The sequence below is a fragment of the Aliiroseovarius sp. xm-d-517 genome (assembly GCF_013283135.1).
Taxonomy (GTDB): domain Bacteria; phylum Pseudomonadota; class Alphaproteobacteria; order Rhodobacterales; family Rhodobacteraceae; genus Aliiroseovarius; species Aliiroseovarius crassostreae.
Genome location: NZ_WBXT01000001.1, coordinates 2,977,925 through 3,002,243, shown reverse-complemented (window position 1 = coordinate 3,002,243; position 24,319 = coordinate 2,977,925). Strand labels below are relative to the sequence as shown.

At 61.5% G+C, this 24,319-nt stretch carries 22 protein-coding genes; 9 read left to right on the top strand and 13 right to left on the bottom strand.

Annotated features, from left to right (window positions below):
- Positions 1-21 precede the first annotated feature (21 nt).
- Positions 22-939 carry a cation diffusion facilitator family transporter gene (locus XMD517_RS14285; RefSeq protein ID WP_055188264.1) on the top strand — a complete coding sequence of 306 codons (918 nt, stop codon included), beginning with the start codon at positions 22-24 and terminating at the stop codon, positions 937-939.
- Between the two features lie 260 nt (positions 940-1,199).
- On the opposite strand, the gene XMD517_RS14280 is transcribed toward XMD517_RS14285, so the two are convergent.
- From XMD517_RS14280 to XMD517_RS14245, 8 genes are all read right to left on the bottom strand, one after another.
- The gene (locus XMD517_RS14280; RefSeq protein WP_173485243.1) at positions 1,200-3,218 is read right to left on the bottom strand and encodes a M3 family metallopeptidase; all 2,019 of its coding nucleotides are present in this window, start codon (positions 3,216-3,218) and stop codon (positions 1,200-1,202) included.
- Positions 3,219-3,402: 184 nt separating this feature from the next.
- Complete coding sequence (locus tag XMD517_RS14275; protein WP_173485242.1) at positions 3,403-4,206, bottom strand: amino acid ABC transporter permease; 804 nt, start codon at positions 4,204-4,206, stop codon at positions 3,403-3,405.
- Between the two features lie 51 nt (positions 4,207-4,257).
- A complete protein-coding gene (locus XMD517_RS14270) occupies positions 4,258-5,049 on the bottom strand; it encodes a transporter substrate-binding domain-containing protein (protein ID WP_173485241.1) in 792 nt (263 codons plus the stop codon).
- Positions 5,050-5,266: 217 nt separating this feature from the next.
- Positions 5,267-5,743, bottom strand: a complete 477-nt coding sequence (locus tag XMD517_RS14265; protein WP_173485240.1) for a GNAT family N-acetyltransferase — start codon at positions 5,741-5,743, stop codon at positions 5,267-5,269.
- On the bottom strand, positions 5,736-6,764 hold the full coding sequence (locus XMD517_RS14260; protein WP_173485239.1) for a molybdopterin-synthase adenylyltransferase MoeB: 1,029 nt from the start codon (positions 6,762-6,764) through the stop codon (positions 5,736-5,738). Before XMD517_RS14260 ends, XMD517_RS14265 begins: the two co-directional genes overlap by 8 nt.
- A 49-nt stretch (positions 6,765-6,813) precedes the next feature.
- Positions 6,814-7,284 (bottom strand): dUTP diphosphatase, encoded by a 471-nt coding sequence (dut, locus tag XMD517_RS14255; protein WP_173485238.1) that lies wholly within the window; start codon positions 7,282-7,284, stop codon positions 6,814-6,816.
- Between the two features lie 50 nt (positions 7,285-7,334).
- Positions 7,335-8,534, bottom strand: coding sequence for a bifunctional phosphopantothenoylcysteine decarboxylase/phosphopantothenate--cysteine ligase CoaBC (coaBC, locus tag XMD517_RS14250; RefSeq protein WP_173485237.1), 1,200 nt, complete (start codon positions 8,532-8,534; stop codon positions 7,335-7,337).
- Positions 8,535-8,671: 137 nt separating this feature from the next.
- Positions 8,672-9,436, bottom strand: a complete 765-nt coding sequence (locus XMD517_RS14245) for a ChaN family lipoprotein (protein WP_254449622.1) — start codon at positions 9,434-9,436, stop codon at positions 8,672-8,674.
- 214 nt (positions 9,437-9,650) lie between these two features.
- Between XMD517_RS14245 and cobU the strand changes: the two genes are divergently transcribed.
- From cobU to XMD517_RS14225, 4 genes are all read left to right on the top strand, one after another.
- Positions 9,651-10,214, top strand: a complete 564-nt coding sequence (gene cobU / locus XMD517_RS14240; protein WP_173485236.1) for a bifunctional adenosylcobinamide kinase/adenosylcobinamide-phosphate guanylyltransferase — start codon at positions 9,651-9,653, stop codon at positions 10,212-10,214.
- A complete protein-coding gene (locus tag XMD517_RS14235; protein WP_173485602.1) occupies positions 10,211-10,783 on the top strand; it encodes a histidine phosphatase family protein in 573 nt (190 codons plus the stop codon). The genes cobU and XMD517_RS14235 overlap by 4 nt, the downstream gene beginning before the upstream one ends.
- A 67-nt stretch (positions 10,784-10,850) precedes the next feature.
- Positions 10,851-11,726: a glutathione S-transferase gene (locus XMD517_RS14230; RefSeq protein ID WP_173485601.1), complete on the top strand. Its 876-nt coding sequence runs from the start codon at positions 10,851-10,853 to the stop codon at positions 11,724-11,726.
- A 157-nt stretch (positions 11,727-11,883) separates the two neighbouring features.
- Positions 11,884-13,398, top strand: a complete 1,515-nt coding sequence (locus tag XMD517_RS14225; RefSeq protein ID WP_173485235.1) for a YifB family Mg chelatase-like AAA ATPase — start codon at positions 11,884-11,886, stop codon at positions 13,396-13,398.
- Here XMD517_RS14225 and XMD517_RS14220 read toward each other — a convergent pair.
- The 4 genes from XMD517_RS14220 to rsmI all read right to left on the bottom strand — a co-directional run bounded on the left by XMD517_RS14220 (position 13,368) and on the right by rsmI (position 16,695).
- Positions 13,368-14,321, bottom strand: a complete 954-nt coding sequence (locus tag XMD517_RS14220) for an alpha/beta hydrolase fold domain-containing protein (RefSeq protein WP_173485234.1) — start codon at positions 14,319-14,321, stop codon at positions 13,368-13,370. The two genes, XMD517_RS14225 and XMD517_RS14220, sit on opposite strands and share 31 nt — an antisense overlap.
- Before the next feature lie 16 nt (positions 14,322-14,337).
- Entirely contained in the window at positions 14,338-15,285 is a 948-nt protein-coding gene (gene gshB, locus XMD517_RS14215; RefSeq protein WP_254449645.1) for a glutathione synthase, read from the bottom strand.
- 112 nt (positions 15,286-15,397) lie between these two features.
- Positions 15,398-15,751, bottom strand: a complete 354-nt coding sequence (locus tag XMD517_RS14210) for a YraN family protein (protein ID WP_055188240.1) — start codon at positions 15,749-15,751, stop codon at positions 15,398-15,400.
- The gene (rsmI, locus tag XMD517_RS14205) at positions 15,748-16,695 is read right to left on the bottom strand and encodes a 16S rRNA (cytidine(1402)-2'-O)-methyltransferase (RefSeq protein ID WP_173485232.1); all 948 of its coding nucleotides are present in this window, start codon (positions 16,693-16,695) and stop codon (positions 15,748-15,750) included. Before rsmI ends, XMD517_RS14210 begins: the two co-directional genes overlap by 4 nt.
- Between rsmI and XMD517_RS14200 the strand changes: the two genes are divergently transcribed.
- The 3 genes from XMD517_RS14200 (at position 16,694) to murJ (ending at position 22,251) form a co-directional block, all read left to right on the top strand.
- Positions 16,694-17,869 carry a penicillin-binding protein activator gene (locus XMD517_RS14200; RefSeq protein WP_173487951.1) on the top strand — a complete coding sequence of 392 codons (1,176 nt, stop codon included), beginning with the start codon at positions 16,694-16,696 and terminating at the stop codon, positions 17,867-17,869. The two genes, rsmI and XMD517_RS14200, sit on opposite strands and share 2 nt — an antisense overlap.
- On the top strand, positions 17,778-20,639 hold the full coding sequence (locus XMD517_RS14195) for a [protein-PII] uridylyltransferase (protein ID WP_173487963.1): 2,862 nt from the start codon (positions 17,778-17,780) through the stop codon (positions 20,637-20,639). Before XMD517_RS14200 ends, XMD517_RS14195 begins: the two co-directional genes overlap by 92 nt.
- 67 nt (positions 20,640-20,706) lie before the next feature.
- Positions 20,707-22,251 carry a murein biosynthesis integral membrane protein MurJ gene (murJ, locus tag XMD517_RS14190; protein ID WP_173485230.1) on the top strand — a complete coding sequence of 515 codons (1,545 nt, stop codon included), beginning with the start codon at positions 20,707-20,709 and terminating at the stop codon, positions 22,249-22,251.
- Between the two features lie 119 nt (positions 22,252-22,370).
- Here murJ and XMD517_RS14185 read toward each other — a convergent pair whose 3' ends face one another.
- Positions 22,371-23,099: a rhomboid family intramembrane serine protease gene (locus tag XMD517_RS14185; RefSeq protein ID WP_173485229.1), complete on the bottom strand. Its 729-nt coding sequence runs from the start codon at positions 23,097-23,099 to the stop codon at positions 22,371-22,373.
- A gap of 111 nt (positions 23,100-23,210) precedes the next feature.
- Between XMD517_RS14185 and trpS the strand changes: the two genes are divergently transcribed.
- Entirely contained in the window at positions 23,211-24,236 is a 1,026-nt protein-coding gene (gene trpS, locus XMD517_RS14180; RefSeq protein WP_173485228.1) for a tryptophan--tRNA ligase, read from the top strand.
- The last annotated feature ends 83 nt before the right edge of the window (positions 24,237-24,319 follow it).

Below are 24,319 nucleotides of genomic sequence, written 5' to 3'. Positions count from 1 at the left end.
CTGACGCGGTAGCCCAAAGACATGGACACGCACAGCACCCGCATGAACCTTTCCGCAGGGCTCGCATCGAGCACGGTCGCCATCACGCTGGTGGCCCTGAAACTCTGGGCGCTGGGAGAGACCAACGCCCTGTCCGTGGCCGCGTCACTGGCGGATTCGGCGATGGATCTGATGGTGTCACTGGGGGCACTGGCCGCGATCTGGTATGCGGCCCGCCCGGCGGATGAAGATCACACATTTGGCCATACGGCGGCCGAGGATCTGGCGGCCCTTGGTCAATCCCTGTTCATTCTCGTCTCCGCCGGGGTGATTGCCTGGGCAGCGGTGGCTCGGTTGATTTCAAATGAACCTGCGCCGATTCTTGCCTTTCACAAAGGCATGGTGGTGATGGGGATTTCAATTGCGCTGACCCTTGCCTTGGTTCTGTGGCAACGCCATGTGGCGGCGCGCACGGGCTCTGCCGTGGTCAAGGCCGACAGCCTGCATTACCTTGGCGACCTTATCCCCAATATCGGCGCGATCCTGTCGCTTTGGGCGGCCCAGCTGTTTGGCATGGAAAGCATCGACAGCGTGGTCGCAATCGGCGCGGCCCTGTTGCTGGCCGTGGGGGCGGTTCGTATTTTCAAAACCGCCTGGGACGGGTTGATGGACCGGGCCGCACCCGATGACATGGTGCGCGGGATTGAAGAGATTGCCCGCACGCATCCCGGCATTCACGGCTATCACGACCTGAAAACGCGCCGCTCCGGATCGGTGGTTTTCGTCAATATGCATATCGAACTGGACGGGGCGCAGTCGCTGGACGAGGCCCATGCAATTGGTGCCAGCCTGCGCCGCGCGATCCTGCGTGCCTATCCGATGAGCGACGTGATGCTGCACAAGGACCCGGTGGGGGTGCAGCCGCACCCGGAGGATCCGTCACGTGGTCCCCACCGCTGACCGGGAAAGGGGGCGCGGCGGCGGGTTTCCGTGTCCTTACGCCTTGCATCCAACTGGGCGCCCCACCCCCAACGGGCTTGGGCTGCAGCGTTTCGGTTTGAACCTGAGACAGGTTTGTCGCGAAACGGATGAAGCCTCGCACCGCTCGGCAGGGGCGCTGCCCCTCGCCGCCTTGCGGCTCACCCCGGGATATTTATGACCAGAAAATAAGCGGTCGAAACGCACATTCAGGTGCGTTTCAATCCGGTCTCAAACCCGTCTCAAACCAGGCCACGCCCTTTCAAAAGCGCCTCAACCCCCGGCATTTTGCCTCGGAAGGCAAGGTAGAGTTCCTTGGCATCAACGGACCCTCCTCGGGACAGGATATGGGTCTCCAGCTTCTCTGCGGTCGCGGCATCAAACGCGCCACCTGCCTCCTTGAACGCTGCAAACGCATCCGCATCCATCACCTCGGACCACATATAGCTGTAATAGCCCGAGCTGTAGCCATCCCCTGCAAAGACATGGGCAAAATGGGGGGTCGCGTGGCGCATTCGGATCGCTTCTGGCATGCCGATCCGGGCCAGCGTCGCGGCCTGGGCGGCCATCGGGTCCTCGGGGGCGACCCCATCATGGAAATCGAGATCCACCAATGCGGATGCCGTGTATTCGACCGTCTGGAAACCGGTATTATAGCTGCTGGCAGCCAACAGACGTTTGAGCAGGTCGGCGGGCATCGCCTCACCCGTTTGCGCGTGGGTCGCAAAGCGTTCCAGCACCTCGGGCACCTCTAGCCAGTGTTCGAAAAGCTGGCTGGGCAGTTCCACGAAATCGCGCGCCACCGAGGTGCCCGACACGCTTTCATAGGTCACATCCGACAGGATATGATGCAGCGCATGGCCAAATTCATGAAACAGGGTGCGCGCATCATCCCAGCTGAGCAGCGCGGGTTGCCCGTCGGCGGGTTTTGCGAAATTGCAGACATTGGTCACGATCGGGCGGATATCCCCGGCAAGCTTTTGCTGACTGCGCATCGCGCCACACCATGCGCCCGAACGCTTTGATCCGCGCGCAAAGTAATCCGCCACAAATACCGCCATCAGGCGCCCATCCCGCGTCACCTCCCACGCGCGGGCATCCGGGTGGTAAAGCGGCGCGTCCATTGCGGCGAATTCAAGTCCGAACAGCCGGTTGGCACAGTCAAATGCCGCTTCGATCATACGCTCCAGCTGGAAATAGGATTTCAGCTCTGTCTCGTCCAGATCATGCTCATCTCGGCGGCGGGCCTCGGAATAATAATGCCAGTCCCACGCTTCGAGCGGCCCATTGATCCCATCCGCCCGCAAGCGTTCGGTCAAGACGTCCTGATCTTCAAGTGCGGCCGCCCGGGCCGGCTCCCAGACCGCCATCAGCATGTCCCGCACCGCCACCGGGCCACCGGCCATTTCGGTTTCCAGCTTGAACGCGGCAAAACTGTCATAGCCCAGCAGCCTGGCGCGTTCTTCGCGCAGAGCAAGCGTTTCACGCGCAATCAGCCGGTTGTCCGCGGCCCCGTCCCCTTCTCCGCGCGACACCCAGGCGGCAAATGCCTTTTCACGCAGATCCCGGCGCGGGGAAAAGGCCAGAAACGGTGTGATCAGAGAGCGGGAGGTGGTGATAACCGGCCCCTGACAGCCCTTCTCTTCCCCGGCTGCCCGCGCCGCCACCACAACGAAATCCGGCAGGCCGACCAGGTCCTCTTCTTCCAGTTCCATGAACCAGCTTCGTTCGGCAGCCAACAGGTTTTGGGTAAACTCGGTGCCAAGCACCGACAGGCGCTGCATGATCTCTTTGAGCCGCTCTGCCTTTTGGCCCTCAAGCTGCGCACCGGACCGGACGAAACCACGCCGGGTCAATGTCAGAACCCGCATCTGTTCGGCGTTCAGGCCAAGGCTCTCGCGCCGCGCCCACAGATCTTCAATGCGGCCAAACAACGCCTTGTTGGAGGACACTTCCGAGCCGAAAGCCGCAAGCTGCGGTCCGAACACCCGCATCAGCTCCTCGCGCTTGTCCGTGCTGTCCGCCCCGGCCACGGAATAAAAGACACCCAGAACCCGGTTCAACTTCTCTTCCGCGCGCTCCAGAGCCTCGATCGTATTGACGAAACTGGGCGGGTTTGCCGATTGGGAAATCGCCTCAATATTTGCGCGCGCCTCCGCGAGCGCGACCTCAAAGGCGGGCTCAAAATCTGCATCCTTGATCAGATCAAACGGGGGCAGCCCATGCGGGGTTTTCCAGGTTTCAAGCAACGGATTGGTCATGCGGATCTCCTTTGCCCGAAAGCTATGCGTCGCCGACCAAAACTTCCAGCCCAAACACCCGGCTCATTCCCCTGCCACAAATATCCCGGGGTGAGCCGCAAAGCGGCGAGGGGCAGCGCCCCTTTTGCCAGGCCCTTTTTGCCAGACCCCGTCTGGCCAGCCTGGGCGGTCTGGGCGGTCTGGCCTAGGCGTCCACCTCGCCCTTCGCCCGTAACCGCTTCTCCAGCCGGCGCAGCACCAGCGACAGGCTTACCGTCATCAGAAGATAGACAAAGGCCACCACGTTATAGGTCTCGAAGTACCGGAAATTTCCTGCTGCAGTCACCTTGCCCAGCTGGGTGATGTCAGCCACACCAAGCACGGATACAAGCGAGCTGTCTTTGACCATGGCCACAAAATCATTGCCCAGCGGCGGCAGGATCATGCGAAAGGCCTGAGGCCAGATGATATGGCGAAACCTTTGCCAGCCATTCAGGCCCAGCGCCTTGGCCGCTTCGATCTGGCCGATTTCCACCGCCTGAAGCCCGGCCCGGAACACTTCGGCGATAAATGCCGAATACCCGATGGTCAGCGCCACGATGGCGCGCCACAACAGGGAAAATTCGCGGGTGCGGATCGGATCCATCCCCACCATATCCCCCAGCCAGTTTCGCAGCGCCACCAGCGCGGGCGCAAAGACAAAGGCGACGTAAAGCAGCAGCACGATGATCGGGATGCCGCGGATGATCTCGATATAAAACCGGGCCATCTGGCGCAGGATCTGAAAGCGCGACATGCTGGCCACGGCAAGTCCAAGGCCAATCACACTGGCGCAGACAAAGCCAACCAACGTGACAAAGACCGTGATCCCCACCCCTTTGCCGAGGGTGCGCAGCACCTGCAGGTAGATCCCGTCATTGACGATATAAAAAAGGAACAGACCTGCCAGTCCGACGGCAAAGACCAGCCACCAGGGAAAGTCTTCATCCGGCTTTGGGGGTGGGACCATGGGGATCGACCTCAGGAAAAATGGGGGCCGAAGCCCCCACCGCAAACATGATTATTGGCCGATCTTGTAGTCGAGGAACCACTTCTTGTTCAATGCCTCAAGCGTGCCATCCGCACGCATCGCCGCAATCGCCGCATTCATCGGCGCAACCAGTTCTGAGCCTTTCGGGAAGATGAAGCCGAAATCCTCGGTGCCAAGCGTCTCGCCAATGATCTTCAGCCCCCCGTTCGACGCCTCCACATACCCATTGGCGGCGGTGCTGTCGGACAGGACCAGATCCACATCCCCGGTTTTCAGCGCCTGAACCGTTGCCCCGAAGGTCTCAAACAGCTTGATCCGCGGATTGGCCTCGTTGCCATCAAGAACATCATAGACCCCCACGTAAAACGGCGTGGTGCCGGGTTGGGCGGCCATCAGGAAATCCTCCTCTGCGGCAAAGCTCTTGGCATCGGTAAACCGGTCTTCGTCGGCGCGCACGATCATCATCATTTCAGACCGCAGATACGGGTCTGAGAAATCCACCTTCTCGGCGCGGTCTTCACGAATGGTGATGCCGGTCATGCCCATGTCAAACTGCCCCTCGGACACGGCGGGGATCATCGCATCCCACGAAATATTTTCATATTCCACCGAGATATTGATCCGCTCGGCAATATCCGCCATCGCGTCATATTCCCACCCAATCGCATTGCCGGAATTCGGATCCACAAATTGAAGCGGAGGATAGGCGTTTTCGGTCACCACCACCACGGTCTTCCCGCCAAGATCAGGCAGGTCCGCAGCCATCGATACGGTCGAAAACAGCGCCATGGCAATGGCACCAACAGTTGCAAGACGTTTCATGATATCCCCCCGGGATCGTAAAAGAAAGTAACCCAAGGACCCTAGGGCGAAGCGGAGGAGTTTGGCAAGTGGGGGGGGCAGGCCCCGCCTTTCTTCTTGCCGGAACCAACCTGCCCCCCTGTGTCCCCCGCAGGCCCATGGGACCGGGCAGGCCTTCTTATGTTGGGGTCAAAGCGTTGGGGAACAACCATGTGTCACAGGCTTATCCTGAAACGCTTTAATCAAGGTCCCGGCGAAACAGCGTCATCTGATGTCCGGCAAATTCGATTTGCCCGGTTTCGAGAAAACCGTTCTTCTCCAGAACACCACGAGAGGCAGGATTGTCGTTCGCCACACGTGCCTCCAACGCCCAGAGACCAAGTTTGCGCGCGCATTCAAGGGCCTGGGCCACGGCAGCGCTGGCCACTCCCTGCCCTACATGGCGTTCTCCGACCCGGTATCCCAGCTGGGCCACGCCACCCTCCCGCGCCGTCAGGTTCAACCGGCCAAGGATCTCGTCGCCGCGACGGATCAGGAACATCGCGTCATCCCCGACCAACTGGGCGCGGATCACCTGCGCCAGCGAGGTGACTTCCCAATATGTGTGCGGACGCGGTCCGACCCATGTTTCAAACCAGGCGCGGTTTTCCACCTCGAAGGCGAACAGGGCGGGCGCATCCTCTTCGCTCAGGGGGGCAAGGGACAGATCAGCCACAGGTCGCACAGCCCTTGCGCCTCGACAGGCGGATCACCCGGGTTTCGGCATACATGGCATCATAGATGAACATCTTGCCGCGCAGCCCGGCCCCCGCACCGGCAATTTCCTTGATCGCTTCCACCGCCATCATCGACCCGATCACACCGGGCAAGGGGCCAACCACCCCCGCTTCCGAACAGTTCGGCGCCAGACCGGGGGCGGGGGCTTCGGGGAAAATGCATTGATAACAGGGGGCCTCCCGGGCTGGATCAAAAAGGGAAATCTGCCCTTCCCACTGGCTGAGCGCCCCCCCGATCATCGGCTTGCCCAGCTTGGCGCAGGTGCTGTTGACAAGGTAGCGGGTGGCAAAATTGTCGGACCCTTCAAGCACCAGATCAAAATCGGCAATCAGCTCTTCGGCGATGTCCTCGGTCAGGCGGCGATTATAGGGCAACACGTCAATGGCCGGGTTCTGCGCCCGCATGAACCGTTCGGCTGAAAAGACCTTGGGCGTGCCGATATCCGCATCACGATGCACCACCTGTCGCTGCAGGTTGGAATTGTCCACCACGTCATCGTCGATCACTCCGATCGTGCCCACACCGGCGGCGGCCAGATACATCAGGATCGGAGAGCCAAGCCCCCCTGCCCCAACCACCAGAACCCGCGCATTTTTCAGCGCAACCTGACCGGGGCCACCAATTTCGCGCAGCACAATATGGCGGGCATAGCGGTCCAGTTCCGTGTCCGAAAACGGACCCTCCTGCGCGGCCACCGGGGCGGCGGGTGCGCGGGATTTCAACCACTTTACCCCGGCACCATAAAGACCGATCACCGCCACCAGACCAAACCCGACGGCCCAGCTGGTAAAACTGCCCCCCAGCGCGCGCACCAGCATGTTGCCCTCTGGCAAAACCAGAAGGGTCAGCAGAACCACCAGCGCCAAAAGCGCCGTCATGACCCAACGCCGCGCAACAGACAGGCCGACATAGGCCCCGCCCAGCCAAATCAGCGCCGCTATGAATAGAACCCAGCTCATCTTGCCCTCATTTGCTCCGCCTGGCTGGCCCGCCAGACCCAGACTTTCGTCAATGCCGCCCGGTCGACCCAAACCCACCGTCCCCACGGTCGGTTTCGCTCAGCCCCTCGACCACCTGATAGCGTGCCTGAAGAACCGGGGCGATCACCGCCTGAGCAATCCGTTCGCCATGCGCTACCACAAAGGGGACATCGCCGTAATTGATCAAGATCACCCCAAGCGGGCCGCGATAATCACAATCAATGGTGCCCGGCGTATTAGGTAGGGAAATCCCGTGTTTGATGGCCAGCCCCGAACGCGGGCGCAGCTGCAACTCATACCCCGCAGGGATTTCCACCCGGATCCCGGTGGGGATGATGGCCCGCCCCATCGGCGCCAGCACCAGCCCCTCCGCACGATCTTCGGGTTGCAGATTGGCACGAATATCCGCCCCCGCCGCCCCTGCAGTTTCATAAGAGGGAAGCACAATCGTGCGATCCGCCCAGTCTTCCCACAGCACCCTGACCACAGGTTGATCCATCTCCGCGCCCTTTTCCTCTTGCCAAAATATCCCCGCCGGAGGCCAGAATTCTATTGCGTCAACGCCTCGGCAATCCGCAGTGCCAGCTGGCGGGCAACCTCATCCTTGCCCATACGCGGCCAGGCCTCAGCTCCCGTATCGGAAATCAGCGTCACGGCGTTTTCCGCCCCGCCCATTATGCCCGTCTCCGGGCTGACATCATTGGCCACAATCCAGTCACAGCCTTTTCGCACACGCTTTGCGGTGGCATTGGAAATCACATCATCCGTCTCGGCGGCAAACCCCACCACCAGCGACGGGCGCCCTGTTTCCATCCGGCTCACGGTCTTGAGGATGTCCGGGTTTTCCGCAAATTCCAAAACCGGAAGCGACCCTTTGCCATCCTTCTTGATCTTGCTGTCACTGGCCGAAGCCACACGCCAGTCCGCAACCGCAGCTGCAAACACGGCAGCATCCGCAGGCAGGCCCGTCTCGACCGCCGCCAGCATCTCCTGCGCAGATTGCACCCTGACCACGCGCACCCCATCGGGCGGCGGCACATCGGCGGGCCCGGTGACAAAGGTCACCTCGGCCCCCAGTGCCGACAGGGCTTTGGCAATGGCGGTGCCCTGCGCCCCGGAGGAGCGGTTGGCAATATAGCGCACCGGATCAATTGGCTCATGGGTGGGGCCGGATGTCACCAGCACATGTTTGCCTTTGAGGGGTCCATCTTTCAGAGCCGCCTCGATCGCGGCAGCAATCTCCAGCGGTTCCGCCATGCGACCGGGGCCGAACTCACCGCAGGCCATCGGCCCTTCATTGGGGCCAACAAACCGCACCCCATCCCCGATCAGTGTCGCCACATTGCGTTGACAGGCGGGATGTTCCCACATCCGCACATTCATCGCAGGAGCCACCAGAACGGGCTTGTCGGTCGCCATCAGAAGCGTCGACGCCAGATCATTGGCCAGCCCCCCCGCCATCTTGCCCAGCAGGTCCGCCGTCGCCGGGGCCACCACCAGAAGGTCCGCCGCACGCGACAGTTCGATATGGCCCATTTCGGCCTCGTCCGTCAGGTCAAAAAGCTCGGTATAAACCTTGCGCGCGGCCAGACCAGAGGCCGACAGCGGGGTTACAAATTCCTGCCCCGCCCGCGTGATCACCGGTGTCACCTCCGCGCCGCGTTCGCGCAGCCGGCGGATCAGGTCCAGCGATTTGAAGGCCGCGATACCGCCACCAATGATCAGGAGGATATGTTTGCCTGCCAGCATGGCGTCACCCTTTCGGTCGATCTTTCACCTTTCAGGTGATTTCCCCAAAGTGTTAAGCGGTTGCGCCCCCGGGTTCAATGGTCCGCTTTAATGGACGGGTTGGTGGCTCGGCTCAGTTCTCCGCTTCCATTCCGCGATCATTGCGCGCTTTTGCCAAATTGCAGGCACGGGTCCGGCCGTTGAGCAGCGGGCGCATCCAGCACGAGGTCAAAACCCCCTTCCGGCGTGCCGCCATCCTCACCCTGACCAAGGCTGAACACCGTCAGATCCGGGCGCAGGCGTGCCAGATGGCTGGGCACCCCCCAATCCTTACGCGCATGACCATTGCCGGTGATCACCACCACCGGACCGCCATGGACCTCAAACGCGTCGATGGCCGCCTTGGCAAGCGTTGCATCCCGCAGACGTTGCATTTCGATCATGCCGCCAAGGGCGGCGCGCGGCATCGCTTCGCAATGGGCGGCAAACTGCAGATCCAGCCGCGCGGCCTGCTGATCATCCGGCAGGGGGGCCGTCAGCCCATAGGCGCCCGCATCCCCGCTGAAATGCGCGGCTCCCCCATCCGTGTAAACCTGCCGCGCCACATCCCGCGGCACGGCGGCCCCAAAGATCGGCACGTCCGCCGCCGTAAACACCGGCAGATACAGGTCGTAATCCGGCCAGCCGGACGCGTTCCAGCGGTCCCGATACCCCTCGGGATCCGCCATCAACTCTTCCGCCTGTTCCGGGGTCAGCATCTCAACCACAAGCGCCGAGGGCGAGATCGCCCGCACAAATCGCGCCTGCGCCTCGTGATGGGTGGGATTATCATGCACCTCACCCAGGATCACCACATCCGAGGCCTGCATCACCTTGCCCCCCGCCTGCGCCAAGGCCAATTGCGGCCACAGAAAAGCAAACAAGATTAAAGCGTTTCTACTTATTGATAGACCACAATAAGAAGTGGAAACGCCCACGCCTTCTCGGTGTTTCGTGCGTTTCGAGATTATGCTGTTATGCAACCAAATCTCGAAACACTTTAGAAACCGCATGAATTCCGCTCCGGCTGATCGCGGCCCAATGGGAAAGCGTCGCATCTCGGCTGGTCCCGGGCCGTTGGGTTTGTTATCTGGGGGCATGAGCATCACACTTCCCCCTCTGACCTTGGTATTGGGTGGCGCCGCCTCGGGCAAGTCACACTATGCGGAGCATCTTGTCGCGGCAACCGCGCGCCCAATGGTCTATATTGCCACCGCCCAGGCCTTTGATGGCGAGATGGAGGCGAAGATCGCCCGGCATCAGGACCGGCGCGGGGCGGGCTGGCGCACGATCGAAGCGCCGGGCGACGTGTCGCCGGCCCTCGCCGATGCGGACCACAACGAGGTGGTGCTGTTCGACTGCGCCACCATGTGGCTGTCAAATCAGCTGTTTGCCCAGCCCGATCCGGATCACCCCGACCTGTCCCCGGCCGAGGCGGCACTGTTTTCCGCCCTGACCAGCTGCGCCGCCCCCGTGGTGGTGGTCTCAAACGAGGTGGGCGCGGGGATTGTGCCCGAAAACAGGCTTGCCCGCCAGTTTCGCCAGGCCCAGGGAGAGCTGAACCAGCGCCTTGCCGCAAGGTCCGATCTGGTGGTGGGGGTGATGGCCGGCCTCCCCTTTGCCCTCAAAGGGAGCTTGCCCGAGGTGCCCCAATGCCGGTGACAAGCTGGTGGTGGGTGCGCCATGGACCAACCCATGCCAGGAACATGGTGGGATGGCGCGATCTGCCCGCGGACCTGTCCGACACCGCAGCGATCCGGCGCCTGTCCGACCACCTTCCATCCGATGCCGCGGTGATCTCATCCGACCTGATCCGGGCGGTTGACACGGCCAACGCCCTGCAGGGACAGCGACCACGCCTGCCGCATGATCGCAACCTGCGCGAATTTGATTTCGGCCTGTGGGACGGGATGCACTGGAGCGATATGTCCGCCCAGGACCCCGACCTGGCCCGCCGCTTTTGGGAAGAACCCGGTGACGTGGCCGCCCCCGAAGGCGAAAGCTGGAACCAATTGGCGACACGGGTCAGTGGCGTGGTCGCGCAACTGAACGGTCAGCATCGCCATATCATCGCGGTGGCCCATTTCGGCGTGATCCTGACCCAGATCGCCATGGCAGGCCGGATGACCCCCTATCAGGCGCTTGGCCATAAGATTGACAACCTGTCCGCCACACGGCTCGACTGGGACGGGCGCGACTGGTCCGTGTGCACCATCAATCACCTGCCCTGATGGGCCTCGTCACAAATCTCCATTTGCGCACACCACCCGACGCCGCCATGCTGCCTGCATGGACAATATGACTTACGACCTTTTCATTGGCGATCGCAGCTTTTCCAGCTGGTCCCTGCGGGGCTGGCTGATGTTTGATAAATTCGACCTACCCGTGAACACAACGCGGGTAGGGCTTTATTCCGGGACGTTACAGGATGACCTGGCCCCACTTGCCCCTGCCCGGTTTGTGCCCGCCATGCGTTGCCCCGATGGGGTTGTGGTGGGCGATACGCTGGCCATGGCGGAAACCCTGCATGAACGCCACCCCGAGGCCGGCCTGTGGCCAGAAGACCCCGCAGCACGGGCGCTTGCCCGCTGGATGGTGGCCGAAATGCATTCCGGCTTTGGCGCCCTCAGAACCGACTGCCCGATGCAACTGTTGGGATTGGTCACGGATTTCACCGCGTCAGAGGCTGTCATGGCTGATCTTGACCGGCTCGAACAGCTCTGGTCACTGGCGCGCAGCCGCCACGGTGCGGACGGGCCCTGGCTGTTCGGCGCGTATTCCCTGGCGGACGTGTTCTTTGCCCCGGTGGCCGCACGGATTGCCGGGTTTGGCCTGTCGGTCGGTGAAGAGGCACACACCTATGTGGATCTCCACCTCGCCGACCTGTCCTTCCGCCGCTGGCGAGCCCTCGGATTGACCATCTCCTATGACCCGGTGCCTTATATCGACGGACGCCCACTGGCGGACTGGCCTGGCCCAGCCCCCCGCGCCGCCCGCCCAAGCAACGGCCCGTCGCTCAACCACCACTGCCCCTACTCAGGCGATCCAGTCACCGATTTTCTGGAGATGGAGGGCAAGATCTGGGGCTTTTGCAACCCGACCTGTCGGGACAAGACCCTGAACGATCCCGAAGCCTGGCCCGCATTCATGACCATGGCGGCAGAAACCACCTGACCCCCTTTTTCTTGCTTCAAATACCTCGGGGTGAGCCTCGAAGAGGCGAGGGGCAGCGCCCCTTGCCCGCTCAATTGCCGTGAAACAGGTCACGTTAACCTTTTCTTCACCAAGATTACGATAGCGTCATTCCAATCTTCTCAGGGTTGGAAACATCATGGTCGCCCACGCCTATACCGTCGCCTTCGAAGGCATTCGTGCCCGCCCGGTCGAGGTGCAATGCGCCCTGACCCCCGGCCTGCCCGGCTTTTCCATCGTCGGCCTGCCCGACAAGGCGGTGTCCGAAGCAAAGGAACGGGTGCGCGCCGCCCTGTCGGCCCTGTCCATCGCCCTGCCCGCCCAGCGCGTCACCATCAACCTCTCTCCCGCCGACCTGCCGAAGATCGGGTCGCATTTCGACCTGCCCATCGCCCTTGCCCTGCTTGCCGCCATCGACATCTTGCCGAAAGAGGAGGTGGCAGGCACCATTTCACTGGGAGAATTGTCCCTCGACGGTGCGCTCCTGCCCGTGATTGGCGCCCTCCCCGCAGCCATGGCCGCCGCCGAAGAGGACCGGACACTGATCTGCCCGCGCTCGTGCGGACCGGAAGCGGCCTGGGTGGGTGCCACCAAAGTTCTGGCCCCCGCCACGCTGACCGCCCTGATCCAGCACTTCACCGGACAATCCCCCCTGCCCCCCTCTGACCCGGGCACATTGCAGACACCGCAGGGCGGCAGGGATCTGCGCGATGTAAGGGGGCAGGCCCGCGCCAAACGCGCGCTCGAAATTGCGGCTGCGGGGCGCCACCACATGCTGATGATCGGCCCGCCCGGCTCAGGGAAATCCATGCTTGCCGCGCGCCTGCCCACGATCCTGCCGCCGCTCTCCCCCACCGAAGCCCTGGAAACCTCGATGGTGCATTCGCTTGCGGGCCTGCTGCAGGAAGGGGGCATTTCCCGCACCCGCCCATATCGTGATCCCCACCACACCGCATCAATGGCCGCCATTGTCGGCGGCGGGCGCGGCGCAGGTCCGGGGGAGGTCAGCCTGGCCCATAACGGCGTCCTGTTTCTGGATGAATTGCCCGAATTCAACCGCCAGACGCTGGAAACCCTGCGCCAGCCGATCGAAACCGGAGAGGTCATGGTCGCCCGCGCCAATGCCCATATTACCTACCCGTGCAAATTCCTGCTGATCGCTGCCGCAAACCCCTGTAAATGCGGACAACTGGGCGATGCCAATCTGGCCTGCCCAAGAGCGCCCGGCTGCGGAGATGATTATCTTGGGCGGCTATCAGGGCCGCTTCTGGACCGGTTTGACCTGCGTGTGGACGTACCCCGCGTTGAGATGCAGCATCTGGATCTGCCCCCGGATGGGGAAGGCTCGGCCAATGTTGCAGAGCGCGTCACCCGTGCCCGCGCCCTGCAGGAGGAGAGGTATCGCGACCACGCTCAGGTGCGGGTGAATGCAGATATCAGCGGCGATCTGCTCGACCAGGTTGCCCAGCCGGATGCAGAAGGGCGCGAGCTTTTGATCAGGGCCGCCGACCGGTTCGGCCTGTCGGCACGCGGCTATCACCGGATCTTGCGCGTGGCACGCACCATTGCCGATCTTGAGGGGAGCGACCAGGTCGCCCGCCACCATGTGGCAGAAGCGGCAAGCTATCGGTTGTCGATTGCCTCAACCTCCTGATCCACCTGGGCAATGTCCTGCGGATCGGAGACAAAGGCAGCCACCCGGCGCAAGGCCTCTCGCGCTTCCGGCAGGAGCCGGGAAAAGAACACCCAGACATGGGGCGGATCAGGCCAGAGGTCCACAGTGACACGCCCCCCGGCAGCCCGCAGTTTTTCCGCCATCCGCACTGTGTCATCGCGCAGGATTTCCGTGTCGGAGACCTGCAGGAACACGGGCGGCAAGGGGGATCTGAAGCTCGCAAAAAGTGGGGAAATGCGCGGATCTTGCGGGGACATGCCTGCGAGGATCCAGTCCGCCACCTGATCCTTGCGGGCAGGTGGCAGCAACGGGTCGCGGGTGGCGTTCTCATGCATCGAACCGCCCGAAAAACTTGCATCCGTAAAAGGTGAAAATGCAAAAACAGACGCAGGAACAATGCCTTGCGCGTTAATATGTGCGAGAAGCGCAAGCGCAAGGCCGCCGCCTGCACTGTCGCCCCCTATGGTGATGTTTTCGGGGGCATATCCTTTTGCAACCAGCCCGTTGAACGTCGCCACCGCATCCTCGAACGCCGCCGGGCTGGGGGCCTCGGGGGCTTTGCGATAGTTGGGAGCGCAAACCTGCATCCGGGTCAGCCGGGCCAGGCGGGCAAGCAGGTGGGTGTAGGCTTTGGGCGAGCCGGCAATATACCCCCCACCATGCAGATAGAGCAGCACCCGTTCGGGTTCTGGTGGATGGGTCTGGGCACGATTTGTGACCCAGAGGCAGGGAATGCCTGCAATCGTCTCTGGCCAACGTTGTGTCTGCGGAGGCGGACGAAACAGAAGCTCTGTTCCGAAATCCAGTGCCCAGCGCACGCGGGTCGGCTGGCCCATCCGGCGCAGGACAGGCTTGACGGTCCACCGCAGACTGCGGTTCAGCCAGAGGAGACGGCGGCTCATGTTATGTCCCCGACGATCAGCCGATCCCGGCCTCAATCCTGGTCTCAATCGCTTGCCAGATCTTTTCCGCCGTATTGGTGCCGTCGAACCGTTCCAGTTCCTGAATGCCGGTCGGGGAGGTCACATTGATCTCGGTCAGATAGTCGCCGATCACGTCGATGCCCACAAAGATCTGGCCCTTTTCCCGCAACAACGGGCCGATCGCGGCGCAGATTTCGCGGTCGCGCTCGGTCAGGCCGATCTTTTCGGGGCGGCCGCCGACATGCATATTCGAGCGGGTTTCCCCCTCGGCGGGCACACGGTTGATGGCCCCAACCGGCTCACCATCCACCAGGATAATACGCTTGTCACCATTGGATACATCCGGCAGGAATTTCTGCGCAATCAACGGTTCGCGATTGATGCCGGTGAACAGCTCATGCAACGACGCGAGGTTGCGATCATTGTGGTCGAGGCGGAAAACCCCGGCGCCACCGTTTCCGTAAAGGGGTTTCAGAATGATGTCGCCATGCCTGTCTTTGAATGATTTCAACGTCTCAAAATCACGTGCAATCATCGTGGGTGGTGTCAGGTCAGGAAACTGCAAAACCAACAGTTTTTCCGGATAGTTGCGCACCCAGAAGGGATCATTGACCACCAAAGTCTGCGGATGGATCATATCAAGGATATGGGTGGAGGTGATGTAGCCCATGTCGAAAGGAGGATCCTGGCGCAGCCAGACCACATCCCAATCGGCTAGATCGACATCCTCGACCGGCGCCATGGTGACGTGATTGCCATATTCCCGGCGCAATGTGATCCTATGGCCACGCGCCATCACCCGCCCTTCCCGGAAGCTCAGATGCTCAGGCGTGTAGAAAAACAACTCATGCCCACGCTTCTGCGCCTCTTCTGCAATGCGAAACGTGCTGTCGGCGTCAATATCTACCCGATCGATCGGGTCCATCTGAAGGGCAACTTTCAATGACATGGGCGGCTCCTTATGCGTTTTGTCCTAAATGGAGCAGCCGCTGCAGGAGATCAATGGGGCGCCCTGCAAATTCCCGCAATCCCTCCGCAGACCCACTGTGCCTGAGTTAATAGGCCGAGACGTTTTCGATAATCTTGCGTTCGCCGAATTGATTGACCAGGGCCACGTCAATTCGAATTGGTGTCAGCATCCCTTTTGGCTGCTGAGCCACAAATTCACTTGCAGCATTGTAAATCCGAAACAGCTGCCGTTTTGTCAGCCTTTCGGCGGCACGGGCAAAATCCCGGGCCTTCTTCACTTCGATGAAAATGAAACCGTCCCCATCCTTTGCAACCAGATCAATCTCTCCGCCCTTTCCACGCCAGCGGCGCGCAGCGATATCATGCCCCTTTTGCGCATAATCCACACTCACGGCGTTTTCCGCCGCAATCCCCGCCAGGTAGGAGGTTTTTCCGCTCATTCCTCACGCTCCAGTTCCAGCGCCACCTGATATACCTTTCGCCGCGGAAGACCCAAAGCTTCCGTAACAAAAGCGACCGCATCTTTTTTCGACATATCTTTCATTGCTCTTCTCAAAGCCTGTTCCAGCGTCTCTTCCCCCGGTGCCGCGGCGACATGCCCGATGACCAGAACGATCTCACCCTTCAAGGTGCGATCCTCAAGTATTTCGGACAGTTCCTGCACGTTGCCACGCAAGACCTCTTCAAATCGTTTTGTCAGCTCCCGGCAAATGGCGGCGGGGCGATGACCCGCTTGAAGAGAACACAAATCCATTAACAGCCGGTTGATCCGTTTGGGGCTTTCGTAAAGGACAATTGTGGCCTCGGTGGTCAGCAGGTCGGACAACCAGGTTTTACGCGCCCCTTTGGCCGCTGGCGGAAAGCCCGCAAAAAGAAACCTGTCGGAGGGAAGCGAGGAAAGGCTAAGCGCCGTCAAAACGGCAGAGGCCCCGGGCGCGGCCGTCACCAGCCCTTCGTTCTGGGCCACATCACGCGCCAGCGCATATCCCGGATCGGCAACAAGTGGCGTACCGGCCTCACTGACATAAGCGACCGAGCGCCCCTCTGCGATCAGCTTGCGAATCCCGTCCCGGCCATTTTGCCCGGAGTGATCGTGATAGGGGATCATCGGGCGGCCCCTGACCGGAATTCCATGAATATCCATGAGCTTACGCGCAGTGCGGGTATCTTCTGCCGCGATCACATCGGCAGAGGCCAGGATATCAAGGGCGCGCAGGGTAATATCGCGGGCATTTCCGATGGGGGTTGCCACCAGGTAGAGGCCTGCATCAAGGGGAGAGATTTCGGGTTTCACACTGGACCTATCGAGCAAGGTGATTATTATGTCGGCGTCTGCAATGGGCGGCGGGACCGTCCAGCTTGTATCCGGGAGAGGATGTTTCATGTTCGCTGTTTTCCAGCGCGCCCGCAAGTCAGCCGGGGTCGCGATTTCAATTGCTTCAGCCATTTTTCTGACCGCTTGTACCATTGATACGTCAAACGGAGGGGGCCAACGGATCAATCCGTCGAAACCTGTGCCGGTGGCTTTGCTGGTGCCTGGGGGATCGGGGTCATCCACGGACACGGTGTTGGCCAGTTCGCTGGAGAATGCGGCCCGCCTTGCGATGTCGGAGCTTTCGGGTGTGACGATTGATCTGCGCGTCTACAACACGGCCGGCAACCCGGATCAGGCCGCCCGCATGGCGGTGCAGGCGGTGAATGACGGGGCCAAGATCCTGCTGGGGCCGGTATTTGCGAAAAATGCCAACGCGGCGGGGCTTGCGGTGGCCCGACGGAACGTGAACGTTCTGAGCTTCTCGAACAACCCGTCCATCGCTGGCGGCAATGTCTTTGTGCTGGGCAATACGTTCAACAACACCGCCAACCGACTGGTGAGCTATGCCAAGACGCAGGGCAAGGGCCGGATCATGGTGGTGCATGGCGATGATGGCGCCGAGACCGATGGCAGCCGCGCCATTCAGAACGCCATCGCGGCAAAAGGGGCGACACTGGCTGGTGTTCGTGGATTTGAGCTGTCGCAGAATGGGATCGTGAACGCGATCCCGGGCATCAGCCGCGAGGTGAAATCCTCGGGGGCGCAATCCCTGTTCCTGACCTCGGGCACCTCTGGCGCCCTGCCCTTCCTTGCCGGACTGCTGCCTGAAAACGGTGTGGCGGCGGGCAGCGTGCAGCTGATCGGGCTGCAGCGTTGGGACATCCCGGCCAATGCCCTGAGCCTGCCCGGCCTGCAGGGCGGCTGGTTTGCCATTCCCGACCCGGCCCTGAACAATCAGTTCCGCACCCGCTATCAGGCCAAATACGGCGCCCCTCCGCACCCGATTGCCGGGCTGGCCTATGACGGGATTGCCGCCATTGGTGCCCTGGCCAAATCAGGCAAAGCCAACGCGCTCACCTCAACCGCACTGACACAGGCACAGGGGTTTGCAGGGGTCAACGGCATCTTCCGCCTGCGTGGCGATGGCACCAATGAGCGGGGTCTGGCAGTGGCCCAGATCCAGAACAACCAAGTTGTGGTCATCGACCCTGCGCCGAGAAGTTTTGCCGGTGCTGGTTTCTGAGCCCGCTGCCCTGCCATATGCCCAGACAGATCAGTTGATCTGCCCGCCCGCCGCAATTTTCGACGCGGCGGCGTTGTGGGGGGATCTTGTTCCTGCGCTGGAGGAGGCAAAAGACGATGCCGAGCGGCGCAAGCTGACCGTTGCCGCGCTGCGGGGCGCGATGAAGGACGGCAGGAAATCCATTGCGGCGGCGTTGGAAAAAACCCCCTTTGCCGCCTATGCCGCCACCGCCTCTTACGCCCACCTGACCGACGGGATCGTGTGCACCGTGTTCCGCGTGGCCACCGAAGTGCTGCACCGGCTGCAAACCCCCACCGCATCGGAACGTATGGCAGTCTGCGCGGTGGGCGGCTATGGGCGTGGCGAGATGGCGCCGCAATCCGACGTGGATCTGTTGTTCCTGACGCCCTACAAAATCACCGCCTGGGCCGAAAGCGTGATCGAAAGCATGCTTTACATGCTGTGGGACCTGCGCCTGAAAGTGGGCCATTCCGCGCGCACCATCGACGACTGCCTGCGGCTGGGGCGCGAAGATATCACCATCCGCACCGCTCTGCTGGAACAGCGCGCCATCTGTGGCGACGCGGCGCTGGCGGGTGAATTGACCGACCGCCTCTGGTCGGAGCTTTTCAAGGGCACTTTGCCGGAATTCATCGAAGGCAAGCTTGCCGAGCGCGACGCCCGTCACAAGAAACAGGGCGGACAGCGTTACGTTGTGGAACCCAATGTGAAAGAGGGCAAGGGCGGGCTGCGCGATCTGCAGACGCTTTACTGGGTTGCGAAATATCAGCACCGGGTTGTGGACACGTCCGATCTTGTCGGGCTGGGTGTTTTCACGGAAGAGGAATATGACACGTTTCGCAGCGCGGATGAGTTCCTCCGGGCCACCCGCTGCCAGCTGCACCTTCTGACCGGACGCCCCACCGAGCAGATCACCTTTGATCTGCAGGTCGAGATTGCCGACCGGCTTGGGTTTCGGGACAAGGATGGCCGGCGCGGGGTTGAGCATTTCATGCAGACCTATTTCCGCCATGCCACGCAGGTGGGGGAGCTGACCCGCATCTTCCTGACCGCGCTTGAGGCGCAGCACCTGAAGCAGGAGCCCGCCCTGATGCGGTTTCTGAAACGGCGCAAAAAGGTCAAATCCGGGTTTGTTGTCAATCAGGGCCGGCTGGATGTAGCCAAACCCGTCAGCTTCCTGTCCGACAAGCTGAACCTGTTGCGCCTGTTCGAAGAGGGTCTGCGCACCGGTATGCTGATCCATCCGGACGCGATGCGGCTGGTGTCAGCCAACCTGCACCTGATCGACGACGAGATGCGCGCCGACAAGGAAGCGACCCGGATTTTCCTCGACCTGCTGTTGAAACACGGAAACCCCGAACGCGCGTTGCGACGCATGAACGAGCTTGGCGTGCTGGCGGCGTTCATCCCCGAGTTTGAACCGATCGTGGCGATGATGCAGTTCAACATGTATCATTCCTATACGGTGGACGAACACACCATTCAGGTGATCTCCAACTTTGCCCGGATCGAACGCCACGAGCTGGAAAACGAGCTTCCGATCAGTTCGGAAATCATCAACAAAGGCGTCAACCGCAAGACGCTGATGGTGGCGATGCTGCTGCATGATATCGGCAAGGGGCGCCCGCAAGACCATTCGGTGCTGGGCGCACAGATTGCCCGCAAGGTGGCCCCGCGTCTGGGGCTGACCGCCAAGGAATGCGAAACGGTGGAATGGCTGGTGCGCTATCACCTTCTCATGTCCGATATGGCGCAGAAACGCGACATTGCCGATCCGCGCACGGTGCGCGACTTTGCCAAGGCGGTGCGGTCGGTCCGGCGCCTGAACCTGCTGACCGTCCTGACCGTCTGCGACATTCGCGGCGTTGGCCCGGACACCTGGAACAACTGGAAAGCCACGTTGATCCGCACCCTTTACAACCAGACCCACCGGGTGCTGGAAGGCGGGATGGAAGAGCTGAGCCGCGAGAACCGTGGCGCCGAAGCCAAACGGGCCCTGCGCGAAGCGCTGTCGGATTGGGATCCAAAGGACCTCAAACGCGAGACCAAACGCCATTATGACGCCTATTGGCAGGGGCTGCATGTCACCGCTCATACGGTGTTTGCCCAGATGCTGCGGGGCATTGGCGATGACGAGGTGCGGGTTGAGCTGGAGCCGGATCACGACCGGGATGTGACCCGGGTCTATTACGTTCTGGCCGATCATCCGGGGATCTTTTCACGCCTTGCCGGTGCCCTGACGCTGGTGGGCGCCAATATCGTGGATGCGCGCACCTATACCTCAAATGATGGCTATGCCACCGCCTGTTTCTGGGTGCAGGAGGCCGATGGCAGCCCGTTTGACGTCTCGAAAAAGGCGCGGCTGATCAAAATGGTCGACAAGGTGCTGAAAGGCGAGGTTGTGGCAACCGAAGCCATGGCCGGGCGCGACAAGATCAAGAAACGGGAACGCGCCTTCAAGGTGCCCACGACAATCACCTTCGACAATGAAGGGTCCGAGATCTACACGATCATCGAGGTGGATACGCGCGACCGGCCCGGACTACTTTACGACCTCACCCGGACCCTCGCCAATTCCAACGTCTATATCGCCTCGGCCGTGATCGCGACCTATGGGGAACAGGTGGTTGACAGTTTTTACGTCAAAGACATGTTCGGACTGAAATTCCACGCGGAAAGCAAGCAGCAAACCCTCGAGAAACGGCTGCGCGAGGCGATCGAACGCGCGGCTGAGCGGGCACAATCATGAAATCGGGCATGAAACCGGGCCTAAAACTGGGCATCAAGGCGGGCAAGAAGACAGGCATGAAACTGGAATGAAACCGATCCGATTGATCTCCGGGGTGCTGACCGTCGGGTTCTGGACCCTGATGAGCCGCGTTCTGGGCCTTGTGCGCGAGGTATTCCTGCTGGCTTATATCGGCCCCGGCCCGGTGCTTGACGCTTTTGTCGCCGCGTTTCGCCTGCCCAACATGTTTCGCCGTTTCTTTGCCGAAGGCGCATTTAACGCAGCCTTCGTGCCGATGTTTTCCAAACGCTATGAAGCGGGTGATGATCCGGGCGGGTTTGCCTCTCAGGCGATGAGCGGGCTTTTGTTTGTGCTGATACTGCTCACCGGGCTTGCCCTGTTGTTCATGCCGGCGCTGGTCTGGGCGGTTGCCGGTGGGTTTGCCGGAACCGAGAGTTTCGACCTGACGGTTGGCTATGGTCGGGTGATGTTCCCCTATATCCTGTTCATCTCGCTCGCGGCGCTGTGCTCCGGTGTGCTCAATGCCACCGGTCGTTTTGCCGCCGCAGCCGCCGCGCCGGTCTTTCTGAACATCCTGGTGATCGGGGCGATGCTTGCCGGGTCGCTTCTGGGCGGAGAGGTGATCTGGTGGGTGGTCTGGATGGTGCCGGTGGCTGGCATCGTGCAGCTGGCCATCGTCTGGGTGGCAACAGCCCGCGCCGGGATTTCGATCAGGCCCGGTCGCCCGCGCTGGACACCGGAAATGAAAAAACTGGTTGTGGTGGCCATCCCTGCGGCGCTCTCCGGGGGGGTGATGCAGATCAATCTTCTGGTCGGGCAGCAGGTGGCGTCGAATTTCGAAAAGGCCGTGGGCTGGCTTTACGCCGCGGACCGGCTTTACCAGCTGCCCCTTGGCGTGGTGGGGATTGCGGTGGGGATCGTGCTGTTGCCGGATCTTGCCCGGCGCCTGAAAGCCGATGATCAGGACGGGGCGCGGGCCGCCTTTTCGCGGGCAGGTGAGATCTCTCTCGCCTTGACCATCCCGGCGGCCGTGGCGCTTATTGTCATGCCCCTGCCGCTTGTTTCCGTCCTGTTTGAGCGCGGACAGACCGGTGCGGATGACACGGCGGCCATTGCGATGGCTGTGGCAATCTACGGGCTGGGCCTTCCCGCCTTTGTATTGCAGAAATTCCTGCAACCGCTGTTTTATGCCCGCGAGGACACCCGAACCCCCTTTCGCTATGCGCTATGGTCGATGGGGGTAAACGCGGTGCTGGCCATCGGGCTGGCCCCGGTGCTTGGCTGGGTTGCCCCGGCGCTTGCCACCACGATTGCCGGCTGGTTCATGGCGGTGCTTCTGATGCTGGGCGGACGGCGTTTGGGCGAGGTCGCCCGGTTTGACGCCCGTTTTCGCCGCCGGATCTGGCGTATTGGCTTTGCCGCGATTGCCATGGGCGGCGTGCTCTGGATGTCCTGCCTTGTGCTGGGCCCGACCCTTGCCGCCCCCGGCTGGCGGTATCTTGCCTTGCTTGTGCTGATTGCGATTGGGATGGTCAGCTACTTCCTTTTCGGCCGTATGCTGGGCGCGTTTTACCCACACGAGCTGAAAGCGGCCTTCCGGCGCGGCGGCTGACAGGATCAAGCAGGGTCAAGGATCCCAATGCGGGTAAGGGGCGCGGGTAAGGGGCGTTGCCCCTCGGGCTTCGCCCTCACCCCAGGATATTTTTAACAAGAAAAAAGGGGGCGGGCGGGTCAGCGCTGTCTCAGGCGCATCAACACGCGCCGCCAGCCACCGGGGCTGACAAGAAACGACAGGCCGAAGCCGGCAAAGAAGCCGCCAAGCTCAGCCACCCAGTCGATGCCACCGCCAAACAGAAGGCCAAAGACGAGCTGGATCCCCAAGAGAAAGCCAATCAGGCTGAACGCCTGTATCTGGTTGCCGCCCGTGAGGGCGAGCCTGGTCCAGATCAGGAAGGTATAGGCCCCGATCAGGCCGTAGACTGCGGGGTAGCCACCATAAAGCACAATGGCGCTATCCCACACCGCCCAATAGGCAAGCGCGCCCGCAACCGAGGATCCAAAGAAGACGGCAAGGAAAGCGGGGGCCGAGAAGACCTCACCCACCATTTTCCCAAGCGCCAGCAGAAAGACCAGCACAAACAGGAGGTGCTGAAAACTGAGATGCAGGAACGGGTAGGTCACGAAGCGGGCAAGATCGCGCAGTGGGAAATCGCCACGTTCGATCATCCAGCTGAACAGGGGCGCGCGAAAGCCCCAATCTTCGATTGCAGAAATACGCCAGCCAAGGGCCGCGGGACCGCCGATGAGACCAGAACTGCCTGCGGCAAACAGGATTTCGATCCCGATCATGAAGACGGTCAGGGCAATCACCACGGGGGGCAGCGGATTTACTGCGGGGCCAGGAGGGGTATCATGGGGGGGATCGCGCGTCTCGTCGGTTCTCTTCGGGGTCGCATTCATGCTCTTCTGCCTTGATCGGTGCTACACAAAGGGGGGCTTCTTGACGTGGCCCTGGAGCATGGGTAAGCGAGGGGGCACGGAAAATCCAGATCCTTCAAACGGAGCACCCTCATGACCACACATACGCCGCGCGTTTTCTCGGGCATCAAACCATCGGGCGGTCTGACGCTGGGCAATTACCTTGGCGCGATCAAACGGTTCGTCGACATGCAGGGGCAGGCATATGAAACCATCTATTGCGTGGTGGATTTGCATGCGATCACCGTCTGGCAGGATCCGGCAGAATTGACCGATGCCACCCGCGAGGTGGCCGCGGGCTATCTGGCGGCGGGCATTGATCCGACCCAGTCGATCCTGTTCAACCAATCGCAGGTTTCGGCCCATGCAGAGCTGGCCTGGCTTTTCAACTGCGTGGCGCGGGTGGGCTGGATGAACCGGATGACCCAGTTCAAAGACAAGGCGGGCAAGAATGCCGAGAAGGTCTCACTTGGCCTTTATGCATACCCGTCGCTGATGGCGGCGGATATTCTGCTTTATCACGCCACCCATGTGCCCGTGGGAGAGGACCAGAAGCAGCATGTGGAGCTGACGCGCGATATTGCGCAGAAATTCAACCATGACTTCAAGGCCGGGGAGTTCTTCCCCTCGCCCGAGCCGATCATTGATGGCCCAGCCACGCGGGTGATGAACCTGCGGGACGGATCGAAGAAAATGTCGAAATCCGGCGAAAGTGACATGGAGCGCATCAACATGACCGATGATGCGGACACGATTGCGAAGAAGTTCAAGAAGGCCAAGACCGACCCGGAACCGCTGCCGGATACGCTGGACGGATTGAAGGACCGCCCCGAGGCACGCAATCTGGTTGAGATCTACGCAAGCCTGTCGAATGTGACCCCCGAGGCGGTGATCACGGAATATGCGGGCGCAGGCTGGGGCAAGTTTAAACCGGCACTGGCGGATCTGGCGGTGGAAAAGCTCGCGCCGATTTCGGCGGAAATGGCGCGGCTGATGAATGACAAGGGGGAGATCGACCGCATTCTTGGCGAAGGCGCGGATAAGGCCGAGGCGATTGCCCAGCCGATCCTTGAGAAAGCCTATGACATCACCGGGTTCCTGCGCTCGCGCAAACGGTAAATGGTCCGGCCGGGGGCGCGGCCCCCGGACCCCCGGGATATTTTTGGCAAGAGGAAGAGGGCGCGGGATTTCCGCGTCCTTCT

Coding starts and splice junctions, on each gene's coding strand:
- XMD517_RS14220 (WP_173485234.1), bottom strand. CDS start 14,321: ATGAGCCGCCGTCTCCTCTGGCTGAACCGCAGTCTGCGGTGGACCGTC.
- rsmI (WP_173485232.1), bottom strand. CDS start 16,695: ATGAAACATCCTCTCCCGGATACAAGCTGGACGGTCCCGCCGCCCATT.
- XMD517_RS14195 (WP_173487963.1), top strand. CDS start 17,778: ATGAGCGGGGTCTGGCAGTGGCCCAGATCCAGAACAACCAAGTTGTGG.
- XMD517_RS14230 (WP_173485601.1), top strand. CDS start 10,851: ATGACTTACGACCTTTTCATTGGCGATCGCAGCTTTTCCAGCTGGTCC.
- XMD517_RS14260 (WP_173485239.1), bottom strand. CDS start 6,764: ATGAGCTGGGTTCTATTCATAGCGGCGCTGATTTGGCTGGGCGGGGCC.
- XMD517_RS14280 (WP_173485243.1), bottom strand. CDS start 3,218: ATGACCAATCCGTTGCTTGAAACCTGGAAAACCCCGCATGGGCTGCCC.
- trpS (WP_173485228.1), top strand. CDS start 23,211: ATGACCACACATACGCCGCGCGTTTTCTCGGGCATCAAACCATCGGGC.
- cobU (WP_173485236.1), top strand. CDS start 9,651: ATGAGCATCACACTTCCCCCTCTGACCTTGGTATTGGGTGGCGCCGCC.
- XMD517_RS14210 (WP_055188240.1), bottom strand. CDS start 15,751: ATGAGCGGAAAAACCTCCTACCTGGCGGGGATTGCGGCGGAAAACGCC.
- XMD517_RS14185 (WP_173485229.1), bottom strand. CDS start 23,099: ATGAATGCGACCCCGAAGAGAACCGACGAGACGCGCGATCCCCCCCAT.
- coaBC (WP_173485237.1), bottom strand. CDS start 8,534: ATGCTGGCAGGCAAACATATCCTCCTGATCATTGGTGGCGGTATCGCG.
- XMD517_RS14200 (WP_173487951.1), top strand. CDS start 16,694: ATGTTCGCTGTTTTCCAGCGCGCCCGCAAGTCAGCCGGGGTCGCGATT.
- XMD517_RS14225 (WP_173485235.1), top strand. CDS start 11,884: ATGGTCGCCCACGCCTATACCGTCGCCTTCGAAGGCATTCGTGCCCGC.
- XMD517_RS14285 (WP_055188264.1), top strand. CDS start 22: ATGGACACGCACAGCACCCGCATGAACCTTTCCGCAGGGCTCGCATCG.
- murJ (WP_173485230.1), top strand. CDS start 20,707: ATGAAACCGATCCGATTGATCTCCGGGGTGCTGACCGTCGGGTTCTGG.
- XMD517_RS14270 (WP_173485241.1), bottom strand. CDS start 5,049: ATGAAACGTCTTGCAACTGTTGGTGCCATTGCCATGGCGCTGTTTTCG.
- XMD517_RS14275 (WP_173485242.1), bottom strand. CDS start 4,206: ATGGTCCCACCCCCAAAGCCGGATGAAGACTTTCCCTGGTGGCTGGTC.
- dut (WP_173485238.1), bottom strand. CDS start 7,284: ATGGATCAACCTGTGGTCAGGGTGCTGTGGGAAGACTGGGCGGATCGC.